We start from the raw sequence: 20,251 nt of genomic DNA, 5'->3' as shown, positions 1-20,251 counted from the left end.
CACTGAGAATGAAAGCGATTATCAATTGCATTGGTTTGGGGCCTTCATTACAGTATCCGCCATGACAGAACAGGGATGCCGCAGGCATCCCAAGGGAGAACCGATGAGCATTGCACAACGCATTCATGGGCTGCTGGCACAAGATCCCGGCGCTCACCCGTCCACCATCGCCGCCGAGCTGGCCGTCAGCGAATGGGAGGTGGTGCGCCACCTGCCGGCCGAGCTGGTTACCCTGGTGCCCGCCGAGCAGGCAGAAGCCCTGCTGGCGGATCTGGCCGACTGGGGCCAGGTGACCACCATCGTCGAATCCGACGGCTCCATCTTCGAGGTGAAGGCCCCCTTCCCCCGCGGCAAGAGCGCCCGTGGCTACTACAACCTGATGGGGCGTGACGGCGAGATGCACGGCCACCTCAAGCTCGACAACGTGGTCGGTATTGCTCTGGTCAGCAAGCTGTTCATGGGCAAGGAGGGGCACTCCTTCCAGTTCTTCGGCCACAGCGGTCGCTGCATTTTCAAGGTCTATCTGGGGCGTGACGAGCAGCGTCAGCTGCTGCCGGCCCAGGTGGAACGCTTCATGGCCCTGCGCCACCAGTATCAAGAGGAAGTCAAAGCATGAGTGAACGTCAGGAGCGTCTGCAGAACCGCCTGCAACCGGAGATCCGCGAGTTTCGCGACGGTTGCCGCACCCTGCAGCTGGCGACGGTGGACAGTGAAGGCAACCCCAATGCCAGCTATGCCCCCTTCGTGCTGCAGGAAGATGGCTACTATGTGCTCATCTCCGAGATCGCCCGCCACGCCCGCAACCTGCAACAGGTACCCAAGGTGTCGCTGATGCTGATCGAGGACGAGAACGGGGCCCGCGAGCTGTTTGCCCGCAAACGCCTCACCTTCGATGCGCTGGCCGAAGTGGTGGCCCGCGACGACGTGCGCTGGGAGAAGGCCGTGGCGGCGCTGGAAGGGCGCTTTGGCGAGATAGTCAAAGGGCTCTCCAATCTCAAGGACTTCGTGCTGTTTCGTCTCAAGCCCGAGCAGGGGCTGTTCGTCAAGGGCTTCGGCCAGGCGTTCCGAGTCTCCGGCGACGAGCTGGTGGACTTCGTCCACCTGGTGGAAGGGCACAAGCGCATCGACAATGGCGCCGAGCTGACCAGCCCGGCCGATGCACCGGTCTGAGCCGCACGGATCGCCAAGATGACAAAACGGGCAGCCCTGGGGCTGCCCGTTTTTTTATGGACGGTTTTCCCTCAATCCTGCCAGGAGGCCTTGTTGGGGAAGGCGTCGCGGTCGGCCCGGGTGGCGGTCTCGTTGCATTCACCCCGGATCTTCCAGGAAGTCTGGCTGAGCACTATGTAGCCTTCGCGGCAGTATTTGCGTTCGGTCAGTGCCTGGGTGAGCTGGGCATCCTGCAGCGCTTCGCGCCGCTCCAGCAGGCTCTTGTTCCTGCTCAGCCTGCTGCCGTCATCGTTCTGGAGGCGGGTGGGCAGGGTATCGAGCGGGGCGGCCTCGAAGGTGAAGCGCTTGCTCCCCTCCTCGTTGATGTGGGTCCTGAACAGGGGGGCCGGGCCATCCGGCTGGTGCCCCGGCAAGCCCGAGCAGGCGGTGATTGCCGGTAACAGCAGCGTGAAGGCAACGGCAGAGAGTAGACGCACACAAGACTCCAATCGGGTGATCGCTTCAAAGCGGGCAGATTAACATGCCGGCTCGGGTTGGGTGGCGCCGAGCAGCTCATCCGTCGTGAGCAGGGTCACGCTTCTGCCTTTTGGCAGGCTGAGGTGACGCCACATCCAGTGATGGTGCTCGATGATCTGCTCCGCGCTCAGGTGGGGCCGGTCAGCCGTGGTGTGGGCGTCGGTCACCGCCACCACCTCAAAACCGCGGGCGGCGGCGCTGCGCAATGTGGTGTCGACGCAAAAATCGGTGGCACAGCCGCAGACGAGCAGCCTGTCCACCGGCTGCTCCGCCAGCAGGAAACCGAGCTCGGTGTCGAGAAAGCTGTCGCAGGCGGTCTTGCGCACCCGGCTGTCATGCCCCTGCGGGGCGAGATCGGCGTGCAGCTGCCAGCCCGGACTGGCGGGATCCACTTCGGAACCGGGGGCATCGTGCTGCACATAGATGACACGACCCTGTTCTGCCCGCACGCGCTCGGCCAATCGATTGATATTGGCGATGACCTGGGCGTCCTGATGGCGAGGCTGAGTGAACAGCCCCTGTTGCATGTCGATGACCAGTAACACATCCATATGAAATCCTTGGGCAATTGTTTGTCAGGGTGGCAGCCACTGGGCTCCTCAGACGCAAGGTCAGGGTTGCAGCCACTGGCTGCAGTCACGACTGCGGGATTGATGCAGTGCGCCCATATCTTGCTTCATTTCATCGGCATTTAGCCAGCGTTCCGGCAGGGGGGCGATGCCGACCCGCACGTCGGCCACCCGGCCGGCTGCCGCCGCTTGCTCCTTGCCCGCTTGCGGCGCCGTCAGCTCAGGCACGATCAGCGCCACCTTGAGGGCCGGGTTGCGGCTGGCGATGCGGCTGGCCAGCCCCAGTCCCCCCTCCACGTGGAAGTTGCCGGCGATGTGCATGATGCGCCGGCCCGGGTGGCTGCGCAGGTAATCCACCATGCTCTCGGCCATGGTGTCGTCCCAGCTGGTCTGGGCGGCAAAACGGCGGGCGTTGCCGTCGGCATCCCCATGATGGAGCGATGCCATGAATTTCTGGCGATAAGGATCATCGCCGAGGGTGAGGGTGCGGGCCAGCTGGCTGCGACGGCTGGCGGGCAGCTGATCCAACCAGGCCGGCCCCTCCTGGCCGACACAGCTCACCAGTGGTTTGGGGGCATTGGCGGCGATGATCGGCAGGTGGTGCGCCTTGGCGAACTCCACCAGCGGGCGATAGTCGCTCGGGTAGTTGGGCCAGGCGTTGCCGTCGCGAATGAGGGCCGCCTCGCCGATGCGACCGGCCAGGTAGGCATCCAGCACCGGCTGATCGGCGCGGCTGAACTGCTCCATGGAGAGCACCAGGGGGCGGCCGTCTGCCTGCGCCGTGTCGGCCAGGCCCGCCAGCATTCTGGCCTGCAGCAGGTGCACCGCCGGGTGGGTGTGCAGCTCGCCCACCAGCACTATGTCGGCATCCGCCACCCGGGCCAGGGCCTGCTCCAGGGTCAGCGCATCCCCCTGAGTGGCCTTGAGCTGATAGTGATAGAGGGTGCCGGCATCGTTGACGGGGGCCGTCGTGGCACAGGCGGCCAGCAGCAGGGGCAGGGTGAGCAGGGGCAGAAGTCGGGTCATGGGTGTCTCGCAGCAATGAGGTGCCTGTACCATACAATGGCAGCATGGCGGGCGGGAAAACAGAGGAGCGTAGTGTAGAACCTAATTATGACAAAAGAAAATGAGAATGATTCCGTTTATTATTGATCTTTGTTGAGAGGTGAGTAAGATGCCTGCTGTTTGATAACAGTTCTCAATAAGGATTTGCAGTGGCCCATAACAACACCCTATCGCTGGTCGCCCTTGCCGTGGCGGCCGGCCTCGCTTCCCCGGTTTTTGCGGCGGACAAGAAAGCAGATGACGTCATGGTGGTCAGTGGCTCCCGGATGGAGCAGAAACTGGAAGATGTCTCCGGTCCCATCTCGGTCATTACCGCCGAACAGATTGAAGAGCAGGTGGTGAGCAACGTCGCCGACCTGTTCCGTTACGAGCCGGGCGTCACCGCCCTCGGCGGTGCCGGCGATGCCCAGACCTTCATCATTCGCGGCATGGGCGAGAACCGGGTCAAGATAGTGCGCGACGGCGTGCGCGAGAACGACGCCTACAAGAACGGCGGCGTGGGCCAGAGCTATTTCGACACCGACATGATCAAGCAGGTCGAGGTGGTCAAGGGGCCGGCCTCGGCCGCCTACGGCTCCGATGCGCTGGGTGGCGTCATCGCCATCACCACCAAGGATGCGGCGGATTTCCTCAAGGGGCGCGACAGCTATCTGGACGCCACCTCCGGCTATGCCTCCAGCAGCCACCAGAAGATGGCGGGCTTTACCGGTGCCCTGCGTACCGGCGAGCTGGAAAACCTGCTGCGCTACACCTGGCGTGACGGCGGGGTGACCCAGAACTACGACAGCGACAAGAACGAGTTCGACATCGTCAGTCAGGCCGTGCTGTTCAAGAGCCAGTGGAACCTGAGCGATAGCCAGTTCCTCAAGCTGACCGTCGACTACTTCACCGAGGGTCAGGACCCCGACGCGGTCGACCTCACCAAGGCGGGCTCTGTCTTCAACCAGCCGATCACCGACAAGGATACCGACAACCTGTCGCTGGTGCTGGATCACGGCATCGCCCTGCAGGCGCCCTGGGTCGATCGCATCGACAGCAAGCTCTACTACGCCCGCACCAAGCAGACCATGGATCAGTACGCCTCCTCCAAATACCCGGTGCGGCCGACCAACCCCTATGTGACCAAGAACTCGCTGGATCACAACGGTTTCGAGCAGAAGAGCCTGGGCGCCCAGGTGAAGTTCAGCAAGGCGCTGGATAGCCAGCGCCTGGCCTGGGGCCTGGAGTATGAGCACACCGACAACGAGCGGACCCGCTTCAAGGCGCCGACCGTGGCGGGGGATTTTGAAGGCTACAGCGAGCTGAGCTTCCCCTCCACCACCACAGAGCACGGCGCCCTGTGGGCGTTCGATGAGCTGAAGTTCGGCGAGCGCTGGGTGCTGACGCCGGGGGCCCGTTATGACTACTACCGGATGAACCCGGATCAGGATCCCGCCTACACGGGCGAGAACCTCAAACGCTTCTCCGAAGGGGAGTTCTCGCCCAAGCTGGGACTGGTATTCAAGGCGCACGAGGCGGCCAACCTGTTCGCCCAGTACAGCCACGGCTACAAGACCCCCATGTATGACAACGCCTTCTCCACCCTGAACCATCAGGCGTACGGCTATCGCATCGAGCCCAACACCAACCTCAAACCCGAGAGCAGCGACGGCATCGATCTGGGGGTGCGCGGCAGCGCCGGCGGCTTCAGCTATGAAGTGGCCACCTTCTACAACAAGTACGACGACTTCATCGAGCTGGGCCAGGTGAGCACCGAAGGGCGCACCGCCGTCTACCAGTACCAGAACCTGGACAAGGCCACCACCAAGGGGGCCGAGGCCAAGGCGGACTACTGGCTGAACGATCTGGTCAACGTCTGGGGTAACCTCTCCTACATCGAGGGCAAGGATGGCGACGGCAACTACATCAACAGCCTGAGCCCGCTCAAGGGGACCCTGGGGGTACGACTGGAGCAGGCCAACTGGAACATCAACACCGCCCTGCGCTTTGCCGACGACATGAGCAAGGTGGGCAAGGATGCCAAGGGCAACGACAACATCAAGAGCGCAGGCTGGGGCGTGGTGGACATCTATGCCCAGTTCAAGCCGGTGCAGGATCTGCAGTTCAACGTGGGCGTCTTCAACCTGTTCGACAAGGAGTACGTCAACTACGAGAGCATCACCGGCCAGAGCGCCAGTGCCAGCACCAGCAACAAGACCGAGCCGGGTCGCAACCTGAGTGCACGGGTCAAGTACGTGTTCTGATTAATACCCATCACGACAAGGGGCCTGCGGGCCCCTTTTTCATGGCGCCAGCGAACGGCCAAAAAGAAACCCGCCGGTGGCGGGTGGAAGGATTGCAACACTAACCAGGAGGAGGTGTTACTCGATAGACACCAGTCTTGCGCCAATAGTTCAATTTTATTGATGTTTTTCACTATTATCTGCACGGCTTCCCGCCCGGGATCGCAGGATCCCCACCGGCAAATCGGTTATCATTTGTGCCCCATCTTCCCCCTTGCCGAGGATCTATGCCCGCCTTCTCCTGGTTAGCCCTGTTTTTTGGTGCTTTCTACTTCGTCTATGGTGCCTATCTGCCGTTCTGGTCGCTCTGGCTGGAGGGGATCGGGGTGAGCGCCGAGATGATAGGCCTGCTGCTCGGTGCCGGCATGGCGATCCGCTTTGCCGGCAACCTGATGGTGATGGGGCAGATCAAGGGGGCGGGGCACCTGCTGCCGGTCACCCGCCTGCTCTGCCTGCTCAGTCTGCTGGCCTTCCTCGGCTTTTATCTCAGCCACAACCTCTGGTGGCTGGTGGGACTGACCCTGGTGGCGAACTTCATCTACCCGACCCTGATGCCGGTGGGGGAGGCGCTGGCCACCCGCATGGTGGTGCAGGCGCACCTCGACTACGGCAAGGTGCGCCTGTGCGGCTCCTTTGCCTTCATCGTCGCCTCGACCCTGGTTGGGGCCCTGGTGGGGAATTTTGGCAGCGAATGGGTGTTGCACACCATGGTGGCCGGGCTGCTGCTGATGCTGCTGCTCAGCTGGCTGCCGCTGCGCCCGGTGCCGCGGGACATTCAGGGCGAGCGGGCCAAGGCCTCCCTGCTCGATACCCTCAAGTCTCCTCAGGTGCGCCGCTTCCTGCTGATCTCGGCCCTGCTGCAGGGCAGTCACGCCGCCTACTACGGCTTCAGTGCCATTCACTGGAAGGCGGCGGGCTACAGCGGCACCACCATCGGCTATCTGTGGGCGCTGGGGGTGGTGGCGGAGATCGGCATGTTCGCCGCCGACAAGCGCTTCCTCAACCGCTTCGGCGCCCAGACCCTGTTCCTGGTGGGGGCGCTGGGCTGCGTGGTGCGCTGGATCCTGCTTGGAGCCTCCACCGAGATCCTGGTGTTGGTGGCGGGCCAGCTACTGCATGCGGTCACCTTCTGCGTCAGCCACCTCGGCGCCGTGCGCTTCATGACCCGCCAGCTGCCGGCCGAGCAGCTGATCCCGACCCAGGCGCTCTATGCGGCGCTGGGGCTCGGCATGACGGTGGCCGCCCTGATGACCCTGTGCGGTCTGCTCTACGAACCGCTGGGGGGCAGCATCTTCTTCCTGATGGTGCTGGTGGTACTGCCGGTGTTCGTGCTGCGCCTGCGCCCAGCTGCGCCGTCTGGGCAGGGGCATGCTCCGGTCTGATGCGGACCCGTATGAATCATCACACAGCAAAAGGGAGAGCCATGGCTCTCCCTTTTTCGTTGCGGCGTGCGGCGTTACCGCGCTTCGCCAAGATAGTGGCGGCTCAGACGGCGCCAGGTCTCCGAGCCTATGGTGCCAGCAAGCAGCTCATTGGATGCGGTATCAAAGCGACCATCCGGCAGCCAGCCCAGCTGGGGCAGCAGCCGGGCCAGGGTGGCGTCATTGTGCTGCAGCTCCCTGTCCAGGGTTTCCCAGAAGGCGCTCCCCTTGACGTAAAAGAGCGGGTAATAGGATCGATCCCCTGCCATCACCTCGCGGGCCGCCCGATAGAGGCCGCTCTCGCCATGGGGCAACTGCTTGCCCCGTTCGGCCAGCTCGTTGACCGCCGTGACCTGATGCAGCCGAAAGCGGCGCAGCGCCTTGATGGCAAGGTACTCGGCAAGGCTCTCGTTGACCCAGGTGGGCTGTGGCGCGGTGCTGAGGATGTGCACCGCCTCGTGGGCGGAGGTGCGCAGCAGACGCAGTGGCGCCTGTGGGGTCGGCTTGCCATCCCTGGTGGGGTAGTTGGCGACAAACACCTGATCCCCGGCGGCGCCGCCGAGGGAGCGGGTCGCCACATCCCGTCCCAGCCACACCAGCCGCCACGGGTAAGTGGGCGGGGTGACATCGAGCTGGAAAGCCAGATAGTCGATGATCTCGTTCATTTGTTGCTGCAGGGCCGGCAGATCGAGCTGATTGGCCGTCTCGTCATGGCTGAGCAGCAGCCTGGGATCCCGTTCGGTGACGGGCACTGTGGCCAGACCAAATGGCAGGATCAGCGGCGGCTGGTTGAGGTCCGGCAGCGGCTGGCAACTGCCATCCGGCAGACAGACTTCCCCTCGGTGACTCCCTCGCTGGCGCACCAGATTGCCCCATTCGGTCAATAGCCACCGATTGGGGGCAAACAGCAGCGATGCCTGGGCCGAGGCATCGGCCCCCAGGGCTGGCGCCGGAGTGAGGGTTACCTGCCAGCCGACCTCTTGGCAGGAGAAGGGCTGGTTGAGGGCCACCGGCTGGCTGTCTGCAAGACAGACCAGCTTGGGTGAAACCGGCGCGGTGCTGCCCGGCAACTGACGAGGGGGGAGCAGGGTAAAAGGGGGATTGCCCTGCATCGTGAGGCGTACCTGCAACTCATTGGCACGGCTGCCCTGCTCAATGTGGTAGCGGGGGCCGCTGGTGTCATCGGCGGCGCAGGCCCACAGCGGCAGCAACCACAGGGCACACAGGGTGAGATGGCGACTCATAGGGGATCAACGCTCCTCCTCGAAGGCCAGCAGATCCCCGGGCTGGCAGCCCAGTTCGCGGCAGATCGCCTCCAGGGTGGAGAAGCGAACCGCCTTGGCATGGCCGTTTTTCAGGATGGAGAGGTTGGCCTCTGTGATGTTGACCCGCAGGGCCAGCTCGCGGGCGGTCATCTTGCGTTCGGCCAGCAAGGCATCGAGTCGGATGATGATGGGCATGGGATCCTCACACCGTCAGTTGTTGTTCATCGGCCAGCAATTTGGCCTCGCGCATCACCAGGGCCAGTGCCGAGACGATCAGCCCGGCCAGCAGCAGCTGGAAGTCCGACGAGCTGATGTTGATCTTGCCGTGCAGCTCGGGTCCCGGCAGGGTGAGCACTATGTCCAGCAGCGGCGTCGTGCCGATCTTGGTGACGAAGCTGACGCAGAGCAGCAGGCCGATCCACTGGTAGCGACGGATCTGGCTGAAGGTGAACAGCATGGCCTGCCGGTAGCCGCGAAACAGCTGGAGCAACTGCCACAGCATCAGCATGAACACCAGATCCGGCAGCAGCATCACCAGGGTGCCCAGCAGGCGGGTTCCCAGGGTGAGGGGATAGTCGGCAACGGCGGGCTGGGTGCTGGCCTGCGGGAGCGATTCCGTGGTCAGGGGCACCTTGCCGAGCACCGAACTCTCTTCCACATTCAGCGCTTCTTGCAGCTCCTGCTGCAGGTAGTCGCTGCCACCGATCAGGTGTGACCAGACCCCCATGACCGTCAGGACGGGGGTGGCCAGCAGAGTAGCCAGCAGGATCCATTCGATCAGGCTGCTCATGCGTTCGAGCTTGTTGTGTTTCATCGCTTACCTCTTTGAGTGAAAGGGTGGGCCACGCGTAGCGCCGAGTTATCGTTTATCAATAAACACAGCCTGATGTTTATCGTTTTTCGATATTTATTCAACCGTTTTTTATTGAAAAACGATAAATTCTCGTCGCAATAAGGAGATGACATTTTCCGGGCAGCTCTCTAGACTGGCTGCTGCTGCGCTTGAATCTTCAACACGGACAAGAGGTTACAGATGCACCAGGGATGGTTGCTGATCGGATTGTCGCTCTCCTACCTGGGGCTGCTGTTTCTGATCGCCTACGTGGCGGACAAGAACAAACGGCGTCGCCTCCAGGGCCAGCCCCTGCTCTACAGCCTGTCGCTGGCGGTCTACTGCACCTCCTGGACCTTCTTCGGCACCGTGGGCCAGGCCAGCGAGTCGCCCTGGTCGCCGGTGCCCATCTACCTGGGGCCCATGCTGGTGTTCCTGTTCGGCTGGCGACTGCTGGCCCGCCTCATCCTGGTGGCCAAGCGCGAACATATCACCTCCATCGCCGACTTCATCGCCGCCCGTTACGGCAAGTCCCAGCGCCTGGCCATGGTGATCGCGCTGATCGCCATCATGGGCATACTTCCGTACCTGGTGCTGCAGCTCAAAGCCATCGTCACCGGGCTGGATCTGCTGATGGCCAACCCTGTGCCCGCCGGCCCCACCGGCAATACCGCCGGGCTGGCGCTCGGGGTGGCCCTGCTGCTGGCCCTGTTCAGCATACTGTTCGGCACCCGCCACCTGGATGCCACCGAGCACCACCGCGGCATGGTGGTGGCCATCGCCTTCGAGTCCGTGGTCAAGCTGCTCGCCTTCATGGCGGTGGGGAGCTTCGCGCTCTGGCTCATCCTCAGCAAGCCGAGCCAGGCCCGCACCCTGGTGGCCAGCGATTTTCTCGATGCGGTGGTGGCGGTAACGCCGGGCAGCCTGCTGGAGCTCGCCATCTACACCCTGGTGGCCATGTGCGCCGTCATCTGCCTGCCGCGCCAGTTTCACGTGACCGTGGTGGAGAACAACCAGGGCCAGGATCTGCACTGGGCGCGCTGGTTGTTCCCGCTCTACCTGTTCATGATGGGGCTCTTCATCTGGCCGCTGGCGCTGGCTGGCAAGCAGTGGGTGGGGGCCGGCATGGCCTCGGATACCTATGTGATCAGCCTCCCCATGTCGCTCGGGTTCGACGGCATGGCGCTGCTGGCGTTTCTCGGCGGCACCTCGGCGGCCACCGGCATGGTGATCGTCTGCACCATAGCGCTGGCCATCATGGTCAGCAACGATCTGGTGCTGCCGGTGCTGCTGCGCCGCTTCTGGCAGCAGGGACGGGACGAGCGGCTGGTGCGCCTGCTGCTGCAGGTGCGCCGCGGCGCCATCCTGCTGATCCTGCTGGCGGCCTGGGGGCTCTACCTCTGGCTCGGGGATCTCACCAGCCTGTCGCGCATCGGCTACCTGTCGTTCGGTGCGGTGGCCCAGTTCGCGCCGGCCCTGCTGCTCGGCCTCTACTGGCGGCACGGCAATCGCAAGGGGGTCTATCTCGGCCTCGCCCTCGGGGTGAGCCTCTGGTTCGCCACCCTGCTGGCGGAGAGCGGCCTGCTGGCCGGCTCGCCGCTGGCGATCCTGCTGGCGCCGCCCGACTGGCCTGCGGTGCGCGACCTGAGCCTGGGGGCCTGGTGCATCTTCCTCAGCCTGTTGCTCAACCTGGTCGGCTATGTGGCGGGCTCCCTGCTCTCCCGTCCGGCGGTGAGCGAGCGGCTGCAGGCGGCCAACTTCGTCGGCAAGCCGAGCCGCGACACCACGGCGCTCTATCAGGCGCGGGTCTCGGTCAAGGAGCTGGAGATGCTGGCGGCCCGCTTCGTCGGCTCGAGCCGGGTCAAGCGCGCTTTCGGCCGCTTCGCTGGCGAGCGAGGCGGCACCCTGGCGCCCCAGATGCAGGCCTCCGCCGAGCTCATCGCCCACACCGAGCGGCTGCTGGCCGGGGTGTTCGGCACCTCGTCCGCGCGGCTGGTGCTGGCCTCGGCCCTGCAGGGGCGCAACATGCAATTGGAAGAGATCGCCACCATAGTGGACGAGGCTTCCGACGTGTTTCGCTTCAACCGCGGCCTGCTGCAGGGGGCCATCGAACACATGGGGCAGGGGATCTCGGTGGTGGACAGGGAGCTCAGGCTGGTGGCCTGGAACCGGCGTTACATCGAGCTGTTCCACTATCCCCCCGGCCTCATCCAGGTGGGCCGCCCCATCGAGGAGATCATCCGTTACAACGCCCAGCAGGGGCTGTGCGGCCCCGGCGATGTGGAGGCCCAGGTGGCGCGGCGGGTCGCCTTCATGCAGCGGGGCAGCCAGCACATCTCGGCCCGCGAGCGCCCCGATGGCCGGGTGATCGAGATGCAGGGCAACCCCATGCCGGCGGGCGGCTTCGTGATGACCTTCACCGACATCACCCCGTTTCGCGACGCCGAACGGGTGCTGCGCGAGGCCAACGAACACCTGGAGGCAAGGGTGGCCGAGCGCACTCACGAGCTCTCCGAGCTCAACCGCCAGCTGCTGCTGGTGAACCAGCAGGTGGAGCGGGCCAACCACTCCAAGAGCCGCTTCCTGGCGGCGGTGAGCCACGATCTGACCCAGCCCCTCAACGCCGCCAAGCTGTTCACCTCCTCCCTGCTGGAGATGCTGCCGCCGGCGGACGAGCCGGCCCGCATCGCCCGCCACATCGACGATGCGTTGGGGGCGACCGAGGATCTCATCACCGATCTGCTCGACATCTCGCGCCTCGAAGCGGGCAAGTTCAAGGCCAAGAAACTGGATTTCGCCCTGCGCGACGTGTTCGACAACCTCAAGGCGGAGTTCGGGGTGCTGGCCCAGGCGGGGGAGATCCAGTTCTCAGTGGTGGAGAGCAGCCTTGTGGTCTACAGCGACGTGCGCCTGCTGCGGCGGGTGCTGCAAAACTTCCTCACCAACGCGTTTCGCTACAACCCGGGCGGCCGGGTGCTGCTCGGCTGTCGCCGGCTCGGTGACAAGGTGCGCATCGAGGTGTGGGACAACGGCCCCGGCATTCCGGCCGACAAGCAGGAGGCGATCTTCGACGAGTTCTCCCGCCTCGATCACTCCCGCACCGCGCGGGAGCAGGGACTGGGGCTCGGCCTTGCCATCGCTCGCGGCATCGCCCTGGTGCTCGGCCACAACCTGACCCTGCGCAGCTGGCCGGGGGCGGGCTCGGTGTTTGCCGTCACCCTCAACCTGGCGACCCGTCCTGTCGCAACGACGCAGGTGGCGGCCCCCGCCCAGCGCGACAGCCAACTGGAGGGGATCCGGGTGCTCTGCATCGACAACGAGAGCGATATCCTGATCGCCATGCAGTCACTGCTGGGGCGCTGGGGCTGCGAGGTGGTGTGCGCCCAGAGCCAGGCCCAGGCGGAGGATCTCATCGCCGGCGGCTTCCTGCCGCAGCTGGTGCTCTCCGATTACCATCTGGATGACGGCAAGACCGGATTGCAGGCGCTGCACATGCTGCGCCTCGCTCACGGCAACCACATCGGCGGCATCATCATCAGTGCGGATCGCAAGAGCGAGCTGCAGGCGCAGATCCGCGAACACGGTTACGGCTACATCAGCAAACCGGTCAAACCCCTCAAGCTGCGGGCGCTGATGAACAGCATCTTGCGGCCGGCCAAACTTGATGGTGATCACGAATCCGGGAATTCGTCCGATTTTTAATCGGCAGCCCTCAAGTGGCAAGATCGGCACTTTCCGACCCGGAAATGTGCCTTTTCTTCTCGTTTGAGGCTCAAAACCGGTAAAAAGTGACTTATTAATAATCAATCAGGGGTTTGCCCTCTCTCCTTTGACTCCCTTATAGTCAGGTCGCGATTATTTTTATCGCAAATCAAGTTGTGCAAAAGGCAAACCGGACGAAAGTCCGGGACGCAAAGCTTCCGGTCTAAGGGTCAGCGGTACCTAAGATAGCGGGGCCACCACAGGTTGTTTCGTCCATGGGCCAAGCCATGGTGCGATGTTGTCTGCGTTACCTGTCAGGTTGCGTTGCCTTTTTCGTTATCTATTCCAAGAACGAAATAAGGATATTCAACTATGTTAAGTCCAAAACCCTCCGTACTGGCACTGATCGTCGGGGGGCTCTGCGCCTCCTCCGCCTTCGCTGCCGCCCCCGGTAAACCCACCATCGGCTGGGGCGAAACCAAGTTCGCCATCGTCGAAGTGGACCAGGCCGCCACCTCCTACAACAAGCTGGTGACGGTTCACAAGGATGGTGCCCCGGTCAGCGTGAGCTGGAACCTCTGGTCCGGTGATGTCGGACAGACCGCCAAGGTGCTGCTCGACGGCAAGGAGGTGTGGTCCGGCGCTGCGTCCGCCTCCGGCACCGCCAACTTCAAGGTCACCCAGGGGGGCCGCTACCAGATGCAGGTGGCCCTGTGCAACGCCGACGGCTGCACCCTCTCCGACAAGAAAGAGATCCTGGTGGCCGACACCGACGGCAGCCACCTGCTGCCGCTCAAGGCGCCGCTCAAGGAGAACAACAAGCCCTACGTCAACAAGACCGGCAAGGTGATGGGGGCCTACTACGTGGAGTGGGGGGTCTATGGTCGCAAGTTCACCGTGGACAAGATCCCGGCCCAGAACCTGACCCACATCCTCTATGGCTTCACCCCGATCTGCGGTGGCAACGGCATCAACGACAGCCTCAAAGAGATCTCCGGCAGCTTCGAGGCGCTGCAGCGCTCCTGTGCCGGGCGTGAGGACTTCAAGGTCTCCATCCACGATCCCTGGGCCGCCATCCAGATGGGGCAGGGCAATCTCACCGCCTATGACGAACCCTACAAGGGCAACTTCGGCAACCTGATGGCGCTCAAGAAGGCCTATCCGGACCTGAAGATCCTCCCCTCCATCGGTGGCTGGACCCTCTCAGATCCCTTCTTCTTCTTCGGTGACAAGGCCAAGCGCGACACCTTCGTCGGTTCGGTGAAGGAGTTCCTGCAGACCTGGAAATTCTTCGACGGGGTGGACATCGACTGGGAATTCCCGGGTGGCCTCGGGGCCAACCCCAACCTCGGCAGCCCCTCCGACGGCGAAACCTACGTGCTGCTGATGAAGGAGCTGCGCGCCATGCTCGACGAGCTGAGCGCAGAGACGGGCCGCACCTATGAGCTCACCTCCGCCATCAGTGCCGGCGGCGACAAGATTGCCAAGGTGGACTATCGCGCCGCCCAGCAATACATGAATCACATCTTCCTGATGAGCTACGACTTCAACGGCGCCTGGACCAACACCGGGTTGGGTCACCAGACCGCGCTCTACGAGTCGAGCTGGGATCCCAATACCAAGTACACCACCGACAAGGGGGTCAAGGCGCTGCTGGGTCAGGGCGTCGAGCCCGGCAAGGTGGTGGTGGGGGCCGCCATGTATGGCCGCGGCTGGACCGGCGTCAGCGGGTATCAGGGCAACAACCCCTTCACCGGCACCGCCACCGGCCCGATTGCGGGCACCGAGGCGGAAGGGGTCTGGGAGAAGGGGGTCATCGATTATCGCGGCATCGCCAAGGGCAAGATGGCCGGCGACTGGCAGTACAGCTATGACGAAGTGGCCGAGGCACCGTCCGTGTTCAAGGCTTCCACTGGCGAGCTCATCACCTTTGATGACGAGCGCTCGGTCAAGGCCAAGGGGCAGTACGTGCTGGCCAACCAGCTCGGCGGCATGTTCGCCTGGGAAATCGACGCCGACAACGGCGACATTCTCAACGCCATGCACGAGGGGCTGGGCCACGGCGATAGCACACCGCCGGTCAACAAGCCGCCGGTGGCCAATGCCGGCACCGATCTCGCGGTGACCGGGCCGGCCGAGCTGGTGCTGGACGGTTCCTCCTCCCGCGATCCGGAAGGGGCGGTACTGAGCTACAGCTGGGCCCAGATCTCCGGTCCCAAGGCGACCCTGAGCGACGCCAGCCAGGCCAAGGCCAAGGTGGCCGTCGATGCGGTGAGCCAGGACGTCAATCTGGTGTTCGAGCTGACCGTGACCGATGACCACAACCTCAGCGCCAAGGATCAGGTAGTGGTGACCAACAAGGCGCCACAGCCCAACCTGCCGCCGGTCGTCACCGTGCAGGACAAGGTCTCGGTGCAGGCCGGCAAGCAGGTGAGCATCACCGCCAACGCCAGCGATCCCAATGGCGACACCCTGAGCTATCAGTGGAGCGTGCCGGCCGGGCTCACCGCCAGCGGTCAGAACAGCAAGACCCTGGTGGTGACCGGCCCCAGCGTCACCGTGGAGACCGGTTATGACCTCACCGTCACCGTGACCGACGGCGCACTGGATGCACAGGCCGCTACCCGCCTCACCGTGACCCCGGTCAGCGGTAGTGGCGACTGCAATGCCACCGATCCGGATGCCGCCAACTGGCCGGCCTGGAAGGCCGCGACCACCTACAACGGTGGCGAGAAGGTGAGCCACAACCAGCTGGTATGGCAGGCCAAGTACTGGACCCAGGGCAATGAGCCGAGCCGCAGCGCCGATCAGTGGAAGCTGATAAGCCAGGTGCAGCTGGGTTGGGATGCCAACGTTGCCTACAACGCAGGTGACGTGACCAGCCACAACGGTCGCCAGTGGAAGGCCCAGTACTGGACCCGCGGCAACGAGCCAGGCAAGCACGACGTCTGGCAGGACATCGGCGCCGCCAGCTGCAAATAATTCACCATCCACAGGGGCATGCAGGACATGCCCCTCCTTTTCCCCCATAACAACAAAAGAGCACCACCATGACCACATGCACCACACGTCTTGCCTGCCTGATCGGCGCAGCCCTGGCAAGCGGCCCGCTGCTGGCCGCCGTTCAGCCACCCACACCACTGGTCTTTGACACCACCCACCCGCAGAACGATCTGCAGGGATCGCTGCTGGCCGGGGTCCAGTTTGCCCAGAGCCAGATCCTGCCCGCCCACCCGCGGGAGGGTGACAACCAGCCCCGCCTCACCGCCCTGCGCAAGAGCCTGCTGCTGGTACGCCCGCAGCAGGCCGGCAACGAGGCGCCGCTGGCGCTAGAGGCCCGCGACGGCGCCGGCAAGCTGCTCGGCAGCCTCACGCTGGAGCCGCCCTCCCGCCTGCCCAAGACCGCCTACTACCTGGAAGGAACGCCGGCGGAGGGGGTAGACTTCACCCCGGGTCCCGGCACCAGCACCCTTATCAACAGCAGCAGCGAGCTGGCCAGGCTGAGCGATCCGAGCGGTGCCTTCCTGCTCGGCAAGCTGCAGCCCCATGCCCTGGTCACCATCCAGACCGCCGACGGCCGCTGGGTGCGCGACATCTTCTTGCCCCGCGATGCGAGCCTGGAGGGCAAGATGGTGCGCCTCGCCTCCAATGCCGGCTACAACTCCACCGTCTACTTCAGCGGCCGTCAGGTGACCCTCTCCCGCGGCCAGAGCCAGCAGTTCAAGTTCGTGCGCGGCCAGTGGATCCGCGATGGCGAGCTGGAAAACAACGGCATCACCTATGCCAGCGACGCCTGGAGCGCCGTGTTGCCGGCCGAGTGGATCATGCCCGGCCTCACCCTGCGCCTGAGCCAGGGGGATCTGAGCGGCGAGCTGACCGACCTCAAGGTGGGGGCGCCGGGGGAGCTGCTGATTCACACCATCGACATCGGCATGCTGACCAGCCCGCGCGACCAGTTCGCCTTTGCCAACGATAAAGAGGCCCAGCGGGAGTATTTCCAGACCATTCCCGCCAGCCGCCTCGTCGTCAGCCAGTATGCGCCGCTGGCGCTGCCGGAAGTGATGCTGCCCGATGGCACCCTGCTCACCGACTTTGATCCGAGCGAGGGGGGCTGGCACAGCGGCACCATGCGCCAGCGCATCGGCAAGGAGCTCATCTCCCTTGGCATCGACAACGCCAACTACGGCATCAACAGCACCGCCGGGGAGGGGGAGAGCAGCCACCCCTACGTGGTGGCCCAGCTGGCGGCCCACAACAGCCGCGGCAAGTACGCCAACGGGGTGCAGGTGCATGGCGGCTCCGGCGGGGGCGGCATCGTCACCCTGGACGCCTCCCTTGGCAACGAGTTCAGCCACGAGGTGGGCCACAACTACGGCCTTGGCCACTACGTGGGCGGCTTTGCCGGCTCGGTGCACCGCAGCGCCGACCAGATCAACGCCACCTGGGGCTGGGATGGCGACAAGAACCGCTTCATCCCCAACTTCTTTGCGAGCCGCAGCGGCCAGAGCGCCTGCCTGGACGGCCAGTGCCAGGCCCCGTTTGATGGCCGCAAGTTCGGCTTCGACGCCATGGCCGGCGGCGAGCCGCTCTCCGGCTTCAACCGCTTCACCCTCTACACCCCCAACTCGGCGGCAATCATCCAGCGCTTCCTCGAGAGCAAGGCGGTGTTTGACGCCAGCTCGCCCACCGGCTTCAGCAAGTGGAACGAAAGCCAGGCGAAGATGGAGCCCTACCGCCACCGGGTCACTCTCGCCGAGCAGATCACCGCGCCGGTGAGCGACCTGGGTGAGGTCAGGCTGGCCGCCCTGCTGGCCGAGTACGATCTGGTCAAGGTGGCCATGTGGGATGGCAACTGGACCCGCAACATCCAGCTGCCGGCGGCCTCGGCGGTCAATCGCGGCCGCATCGTCAGCATCGACCACAATGCCGGCTACAACAGCACCCTCTTCATCAACGGTCAGCAGATCACCGTCTCGCGCGGCTTCAAGAAGAGCTACACCTCCGACGGCAGCCGCTGGAACGAGGGGGCGCCGGCGGATCTGGCGGTAGATCGCAAGCCTGCCGCCTTCGGCGTGCCGGTGACCACCCTGGTCGGCTACTACGACCCGCAGGGTCAGCTGCCGAGCTACCTCTACCCGGCGCTGCACGGCGCCTACGGTTTTGCCTATGGCGATGACGGCGAGCGGCTCGGCAACAGCGACTGCCAACTGCAGGTGGAGACCCGCGACGGTCTGCTGCGCTTCAAGCTGGCCAACCACAGGCTGAACGCCAGCGTGATGAACAAGTTCCACGTCAACGTGCCGACCGCGAGCGAGCCGCGCAGCGCCAGCGTGCTGTGCCGCAACCAGTCACAGGCCGGGGCCCAGCTTGCGTCTGCGCCGGCCGGGCTCGGTTACACGGTCAACGGCATGCCGCTGACGACGCGTTGATCCCTTTTCGCCTCGCGCAACGCGAGGTGCCACGGGCGGGGGCCAAGCCCCGCCCTTCTCTAGCAAGAGGTAAATATGATGACAAGAAAGTCCTCTGTGGCCACCCTGCTGGCCGCGCTCTGTCTGAGTGGCCAGTTGTGGGCCGCCACCCCTTATGACATCAATCAGGGCTATGCCGGCGGCAGCCAGGTCAGCTTCAACGGCCAGATCTACGAGGCCAAGTGGTATGCCAATCCGGGCCAGAGCCCGGGAGTGCAGGTGGCCAACGAGTGGGACTCGCCGTGGGCGCTGATGGGGGAGGGTGAGGTGACGCCCCCCGCCGGCGGAGGGGGGGTCACTCCGCCTGAGCAGGGCGGCAGCGGTACCGCCGATGGCAGCCCCGTCTACCTGAGCCAGAGCGAACTGGATGCCAGGGAGCAGGCGCTCACCGACTTCCCGGCCATGACGGCGGTCAAGGCCTCCATCGCCACCCGCGACAATGCCGTGGTCGAGGCGGTGGCCCCCGGCCTGCCGCTCAACCCCGCCAACGTCAAACGGGTGGAGGGGCTGCTCGGCGAATCGCAGTTCAACTTCCTGTTCCCGCTGCGGGCGCCGGAGTACACCTATCGCGGCTTCCTGCAGGCGGTGGCCAAGTTCCCGGCCTTCTGTGGCGACTACAGCGACGGGCGCAACGCCGAGGCCATCTGCCGCAAGTCGCTGGCCACCATGTTCGCCCACTTCGCCCAGGAGACCGGCGGCCACGAGAACTGGCGACCCGAGCCCGAGTGGCGCCAGGGGCTGGTGTGGGTGCGCGAGATGGGCTGGACCGAGCAGATGCGCGGCGGCTACAACGCCGAGTGCAACCCCGAGGTGTGGCAGGGTCAGCAGTGGCCGTGCGGCAAGTTCGACAACGGCGAGTTCAAGAGCTACTTCGGTCGCGGTGCCAAGCAGCTGTCGTACAACTACAACTACGGCCCCTTCTCCGAGGCCATGTTCGGCACTGTGCGCACCCTGCTGGACAACCCGGAAAAAGTGGCGGACACCTGGCTCAACCTGGCCAGCGCCGTCTTCTTCTTCGTCTACCCGCAGCCGCCCAAGCCCTCCATGCTGCACGTGGTCGACGGCACCTGGCAGCCCAATGCCCACGATCGGCAGAACGGCCTGGTGCCGGGCTTCGGGGTGACCACCCAGATCATCAACGGCGGGGTGGAGTGCGGCGGTGCGGCCGAACATGCCCAGTCCCAGAACCGGATCACCTACTACCAGGCCCAGGCCCAGTATCTGGGGGTGCCGGTGCCCGCCGACGAGGTGCTCGGCTGCAAGAACATGAAGGTGTTCGACGAGGCCGGTGCCGGCGCCCTGCCCATCTACTGGGAGAACGACTGGAGCTATGTACCGGGCAACCCCAACGGTGGCAAGAGCTACGCCTGCAAGCTGGTGGGCTACCAGACCCGTTTCAGCGCCTTCAAGGAGCGTGACTACAGCCGCTGCGTGCAGCACTTCTTCCCCGAGGTGGTGATCGAGGACAACGGCGGTGGCACCAACCTGCCGCCGGTGGCCAGCATCAGCGGCCCGAGCGAGGCGCTGGGCGGCGCCACCGTGCTGCTCTCCGGCCAGGGCTCGAGCGATCCGGAAGGCAAGCCACTCAGCTACGCCTGGACCCTGCCGGCCGGGGCCAGCGCCTCGGATCTGACCCAGTCCACTCTGAGTGCCACCCTGCCGCCGACCCCGGCCAGCGACACCCGTTACGGCTTCGTGCTCAAGGTGACCGACGACAAGGGACTGAGCCGCAGCGCCACCCACGAGATCCTGATCAAGGGCAGCGGCGGTACCACGCCGCCGGATGGCAACCCGCCTTACAAGGAGGGCACTGCCTACAAAGCCGGTGACAAGGTGAGCAACCTGGGGGGCAACTACCAGTGCAAACCCCATCCCTACACCGGCTGGTGTGCCGGCGCGGCCTGGGCCTATGAGCCCGGCAAGGGCACGGCCTGGAGCGATGCCTGGATCAAGCTGTAACG

General features: G+C 64.6%; 14 protein-coding genes and 1 riboswitch. Of the genes, 8 read left to right on the top strand and 6 right to left on the bottom strand.

Annotation, left to right across the window (positions count from 1 at the left end; genetic code table 11):
- Window positions 1-103 precede the first annotated feature (103 nt).
- Window positions 104-616: a heme utilization cystosolic carrier protein HutX gene (hutX, locus tag ACB031_RS13525; protein WP_005304096.1), complete on the top strand. Its 513-nt coding sequence runs from the start codon at window positions 104-106 to the stop codon at window positions 614-616.
- Window positions 613-1,170 (top strand): heme utilization protein HutZ, encoded by a 558-nt coding sequence (hutZ, locus tag ACB031_RS13520; RefSeq protein ID WP_005304092.1) that lies wholly within the window; start codon window positions 613-615, stop codon window positions 1,168-1,170. Before hutX ends, hutZ begins: the two co-directional genes overlap by 4 nt.
- Window positions 1,171-1,241: 71 nt before the next feature.
- Here hutZ and ACB031_RS13515 read toward each other — a convergent pair whose 3' ends face one another.
- Genes ACB031_RS13515 through ACB031_RS13505 form a run of 3 tightly spaced genes read right to left on the bottom strand, consistent with a single transcriptional unit; the run spans window position 1,242 to window position 3,281 of the window.
- Window positions 1,242-1,646 carry a hypothetical protein gene (locus tag ACB031_RS13515; protein ID WP_005304090.1) on the bottom strand — a complete coding sequence of 135 codons (405 nt, stop codon included), beginning with the start codon at window positions 1,644-1,646 and terminating at the stop codon, window positions 1,242-1,244.
- Window positions 1,647-1,685: 39 nt separating this feature from the next.
- On the bottom strand, window positions 1,686-2,237 hold the full coding sequence (locus ACB031_RS13510) for a cysteine hydrolase family protein (RefSeq protein WP_005304086.1): 552 nt from the start codon (window positions 2,235-2,237) through the stop codon (window positions 1,686-1,688).
- A 60-nt stretch (window positions 2,238-2,297) separates the two neighbouring features.
- A complete protein-coding gene (locus ACB031_RS13505; RefSeq protein WP_371139757.1) occupies window positions 2,298-3,281 on the bottom strand; it encodes a ChaN family lipoprotein in 984 nt (327 codons plus the stop codon).
- A gap of 188 nt (window positions 3,282-3,469) precedes the next feature.
- Between ACB031_RS13505 and ACB031_RS13500 the strand changes: the two genes are divergently transcribed.
- Window positions 3,470-5,563, top strand: coding sequence for a TonB-dependent hemoglobin/transferrin/lactoferrin family receptor (locus tag ACB031_RS13500; protein WP_279700420.1), 2,094 nt, complete (start codon window positions 3,470-3,472; stop codon window positions 5,561-5,563).
- Between the two features lie 266 nt (window positions 5,564-5,829).
- On the top strand, window positions 5,830-6,984 hold the full coding sequence (locus ACB031_RS13495) for a 3-phenylpropionate MFS transporter (RefSeq protein ID WP_371139756.1): 1,155 nt from the start codon (window positions 5,830-5,832) through the stop codon (window positions 6,982-6,984).
- 74 nt (window positions 6,985-7,058) lie between these two features.
- Here the strand turns inward: ACB031_RS13495 and ACB031_RS13490 are convergent, their stop codons facing one another.
- The 3 genes from ACB031_RS13490 to ACB031_RS13480 are packed head-to-tail and all read right to left on the bottom strand — an operon-like array spanning window position 7,059 to window position 9,102.
- A complete protein-coding gene (locus tag ACB031_RS13490; protein ID WP_319909785.1) occupies window positions 7,059-8,267 on the bottom strand; it encodes a hypothetical protein in 1,209 nt (402 codons plus the stop codon).
- A gap of 6 nt (window positions 8,268-8,273) precedes the next feature.
- Window positions 8,274-8,483, bottom strand: coding sequence for a helix-turn-helix transcriptional regulator (locus tag ACB031_RS13485; RefSeq protein WP_005304071.1), 210 nt, complete (start codon window positions 8,481-8,483; stop codon window positions 8,274-8,276).
- A gap of 7 nt (window positions 8,484-8,490) precedes the next feature.
- Window positions 8,491-9,102, bottom strand: a complete 612-nt coding sequence (locus ACB031_RS13480; RefSeq protein WP_042009128.1) for a DUF2975 domain-containing protein — start codon at window positions 9,100-9,102, stop codon at window positions 8,491-8,493.
- Between the two features lie 219 nt (window positions 9,103-9,321).
- On the opposite strand from ACB031_RS13480, the gene ACB031_RS13475 reads away from it, so the two are divergent.
- The 4 genes from ACB031_RS13475 to ACB031_RS13460 all read left to right on the top strand — a co-directional run bounded on the left by ACB031_RS13475 (window position 9,322) and on the right by ACB031_RS13460 (window position 20,249).
- Entirely contained in the window at window positions 9,322-12,822 is a 3,501-nt protein-coding gene (locus tag ACB031_RS13475) for a NahK/ErcS family hybrid sensor histidine kinase/response regulator (protein WP_371139755.1), read from the top strand.
- Window positions 12,823-12,996: 174 nt separating this feature from the next.
- A riboswitch (cyclic di-GMP riboswitch) is annotated at window positions 12,997-13,084 on the top strand.
- A gap of 110 nt (window positions 13,085-13,194) precedes the next feature.
- On the top strand, window positions 13,195-15,804 hold the full coding sequence (locus ACB031_RS13470; protein ID WP_371139754.1) for a glycosyl hydrolase family 18 protein: 2,610 nt from the start codon (window positions 13,195-13,197) through the stop codon (window positions 15,802-15,804).
- Window positions 15,805-15,872: 68 nt separating this feature from the next.
- Window positions 15,873-18,251, top strand: coding sequence for a M66 family metalloprotease (locus tag ACB031_RS13465; RefSeq protein WP_371139753.1), 2,379 nt, complete (start codon window positions 15,873-15,875; stop codon window positions 18,249-18,251).
- Window positions 18,252-18,326: 75 nt separating this feature from the next.
- The gene (locus ACB031_RS13460) at window positions 18,327-20,249 is read left to right on the top strand and encodes a glycoside hydrolase family 19 protein (protein WP_371139752.1); all 1,923 of its coding nucleotides are present in this window, start codon (window positions 18,327-18,329) and stop codon (window positions 20,247-20,249) included.
- Window positions 20,250-20,251: the final 2 nt, after the last annotated feature.

Source organism: Aeromonas sp. S8(2024) (assembly GCF_041403085.1).
GTDB classification, from domain to species: domain Bacteria; phylum Pseudomonadota; class Gammaproteobacteria; order Enterobacterales; family Aeromonadaceae; genus Aeromonas; species Aeromonas dhakensis.
The sequence above is the reverse complement of the archived record's forward strand: the minus strand, read 5'-3'. Positions and strand labels throughout refer to the sequence as shown.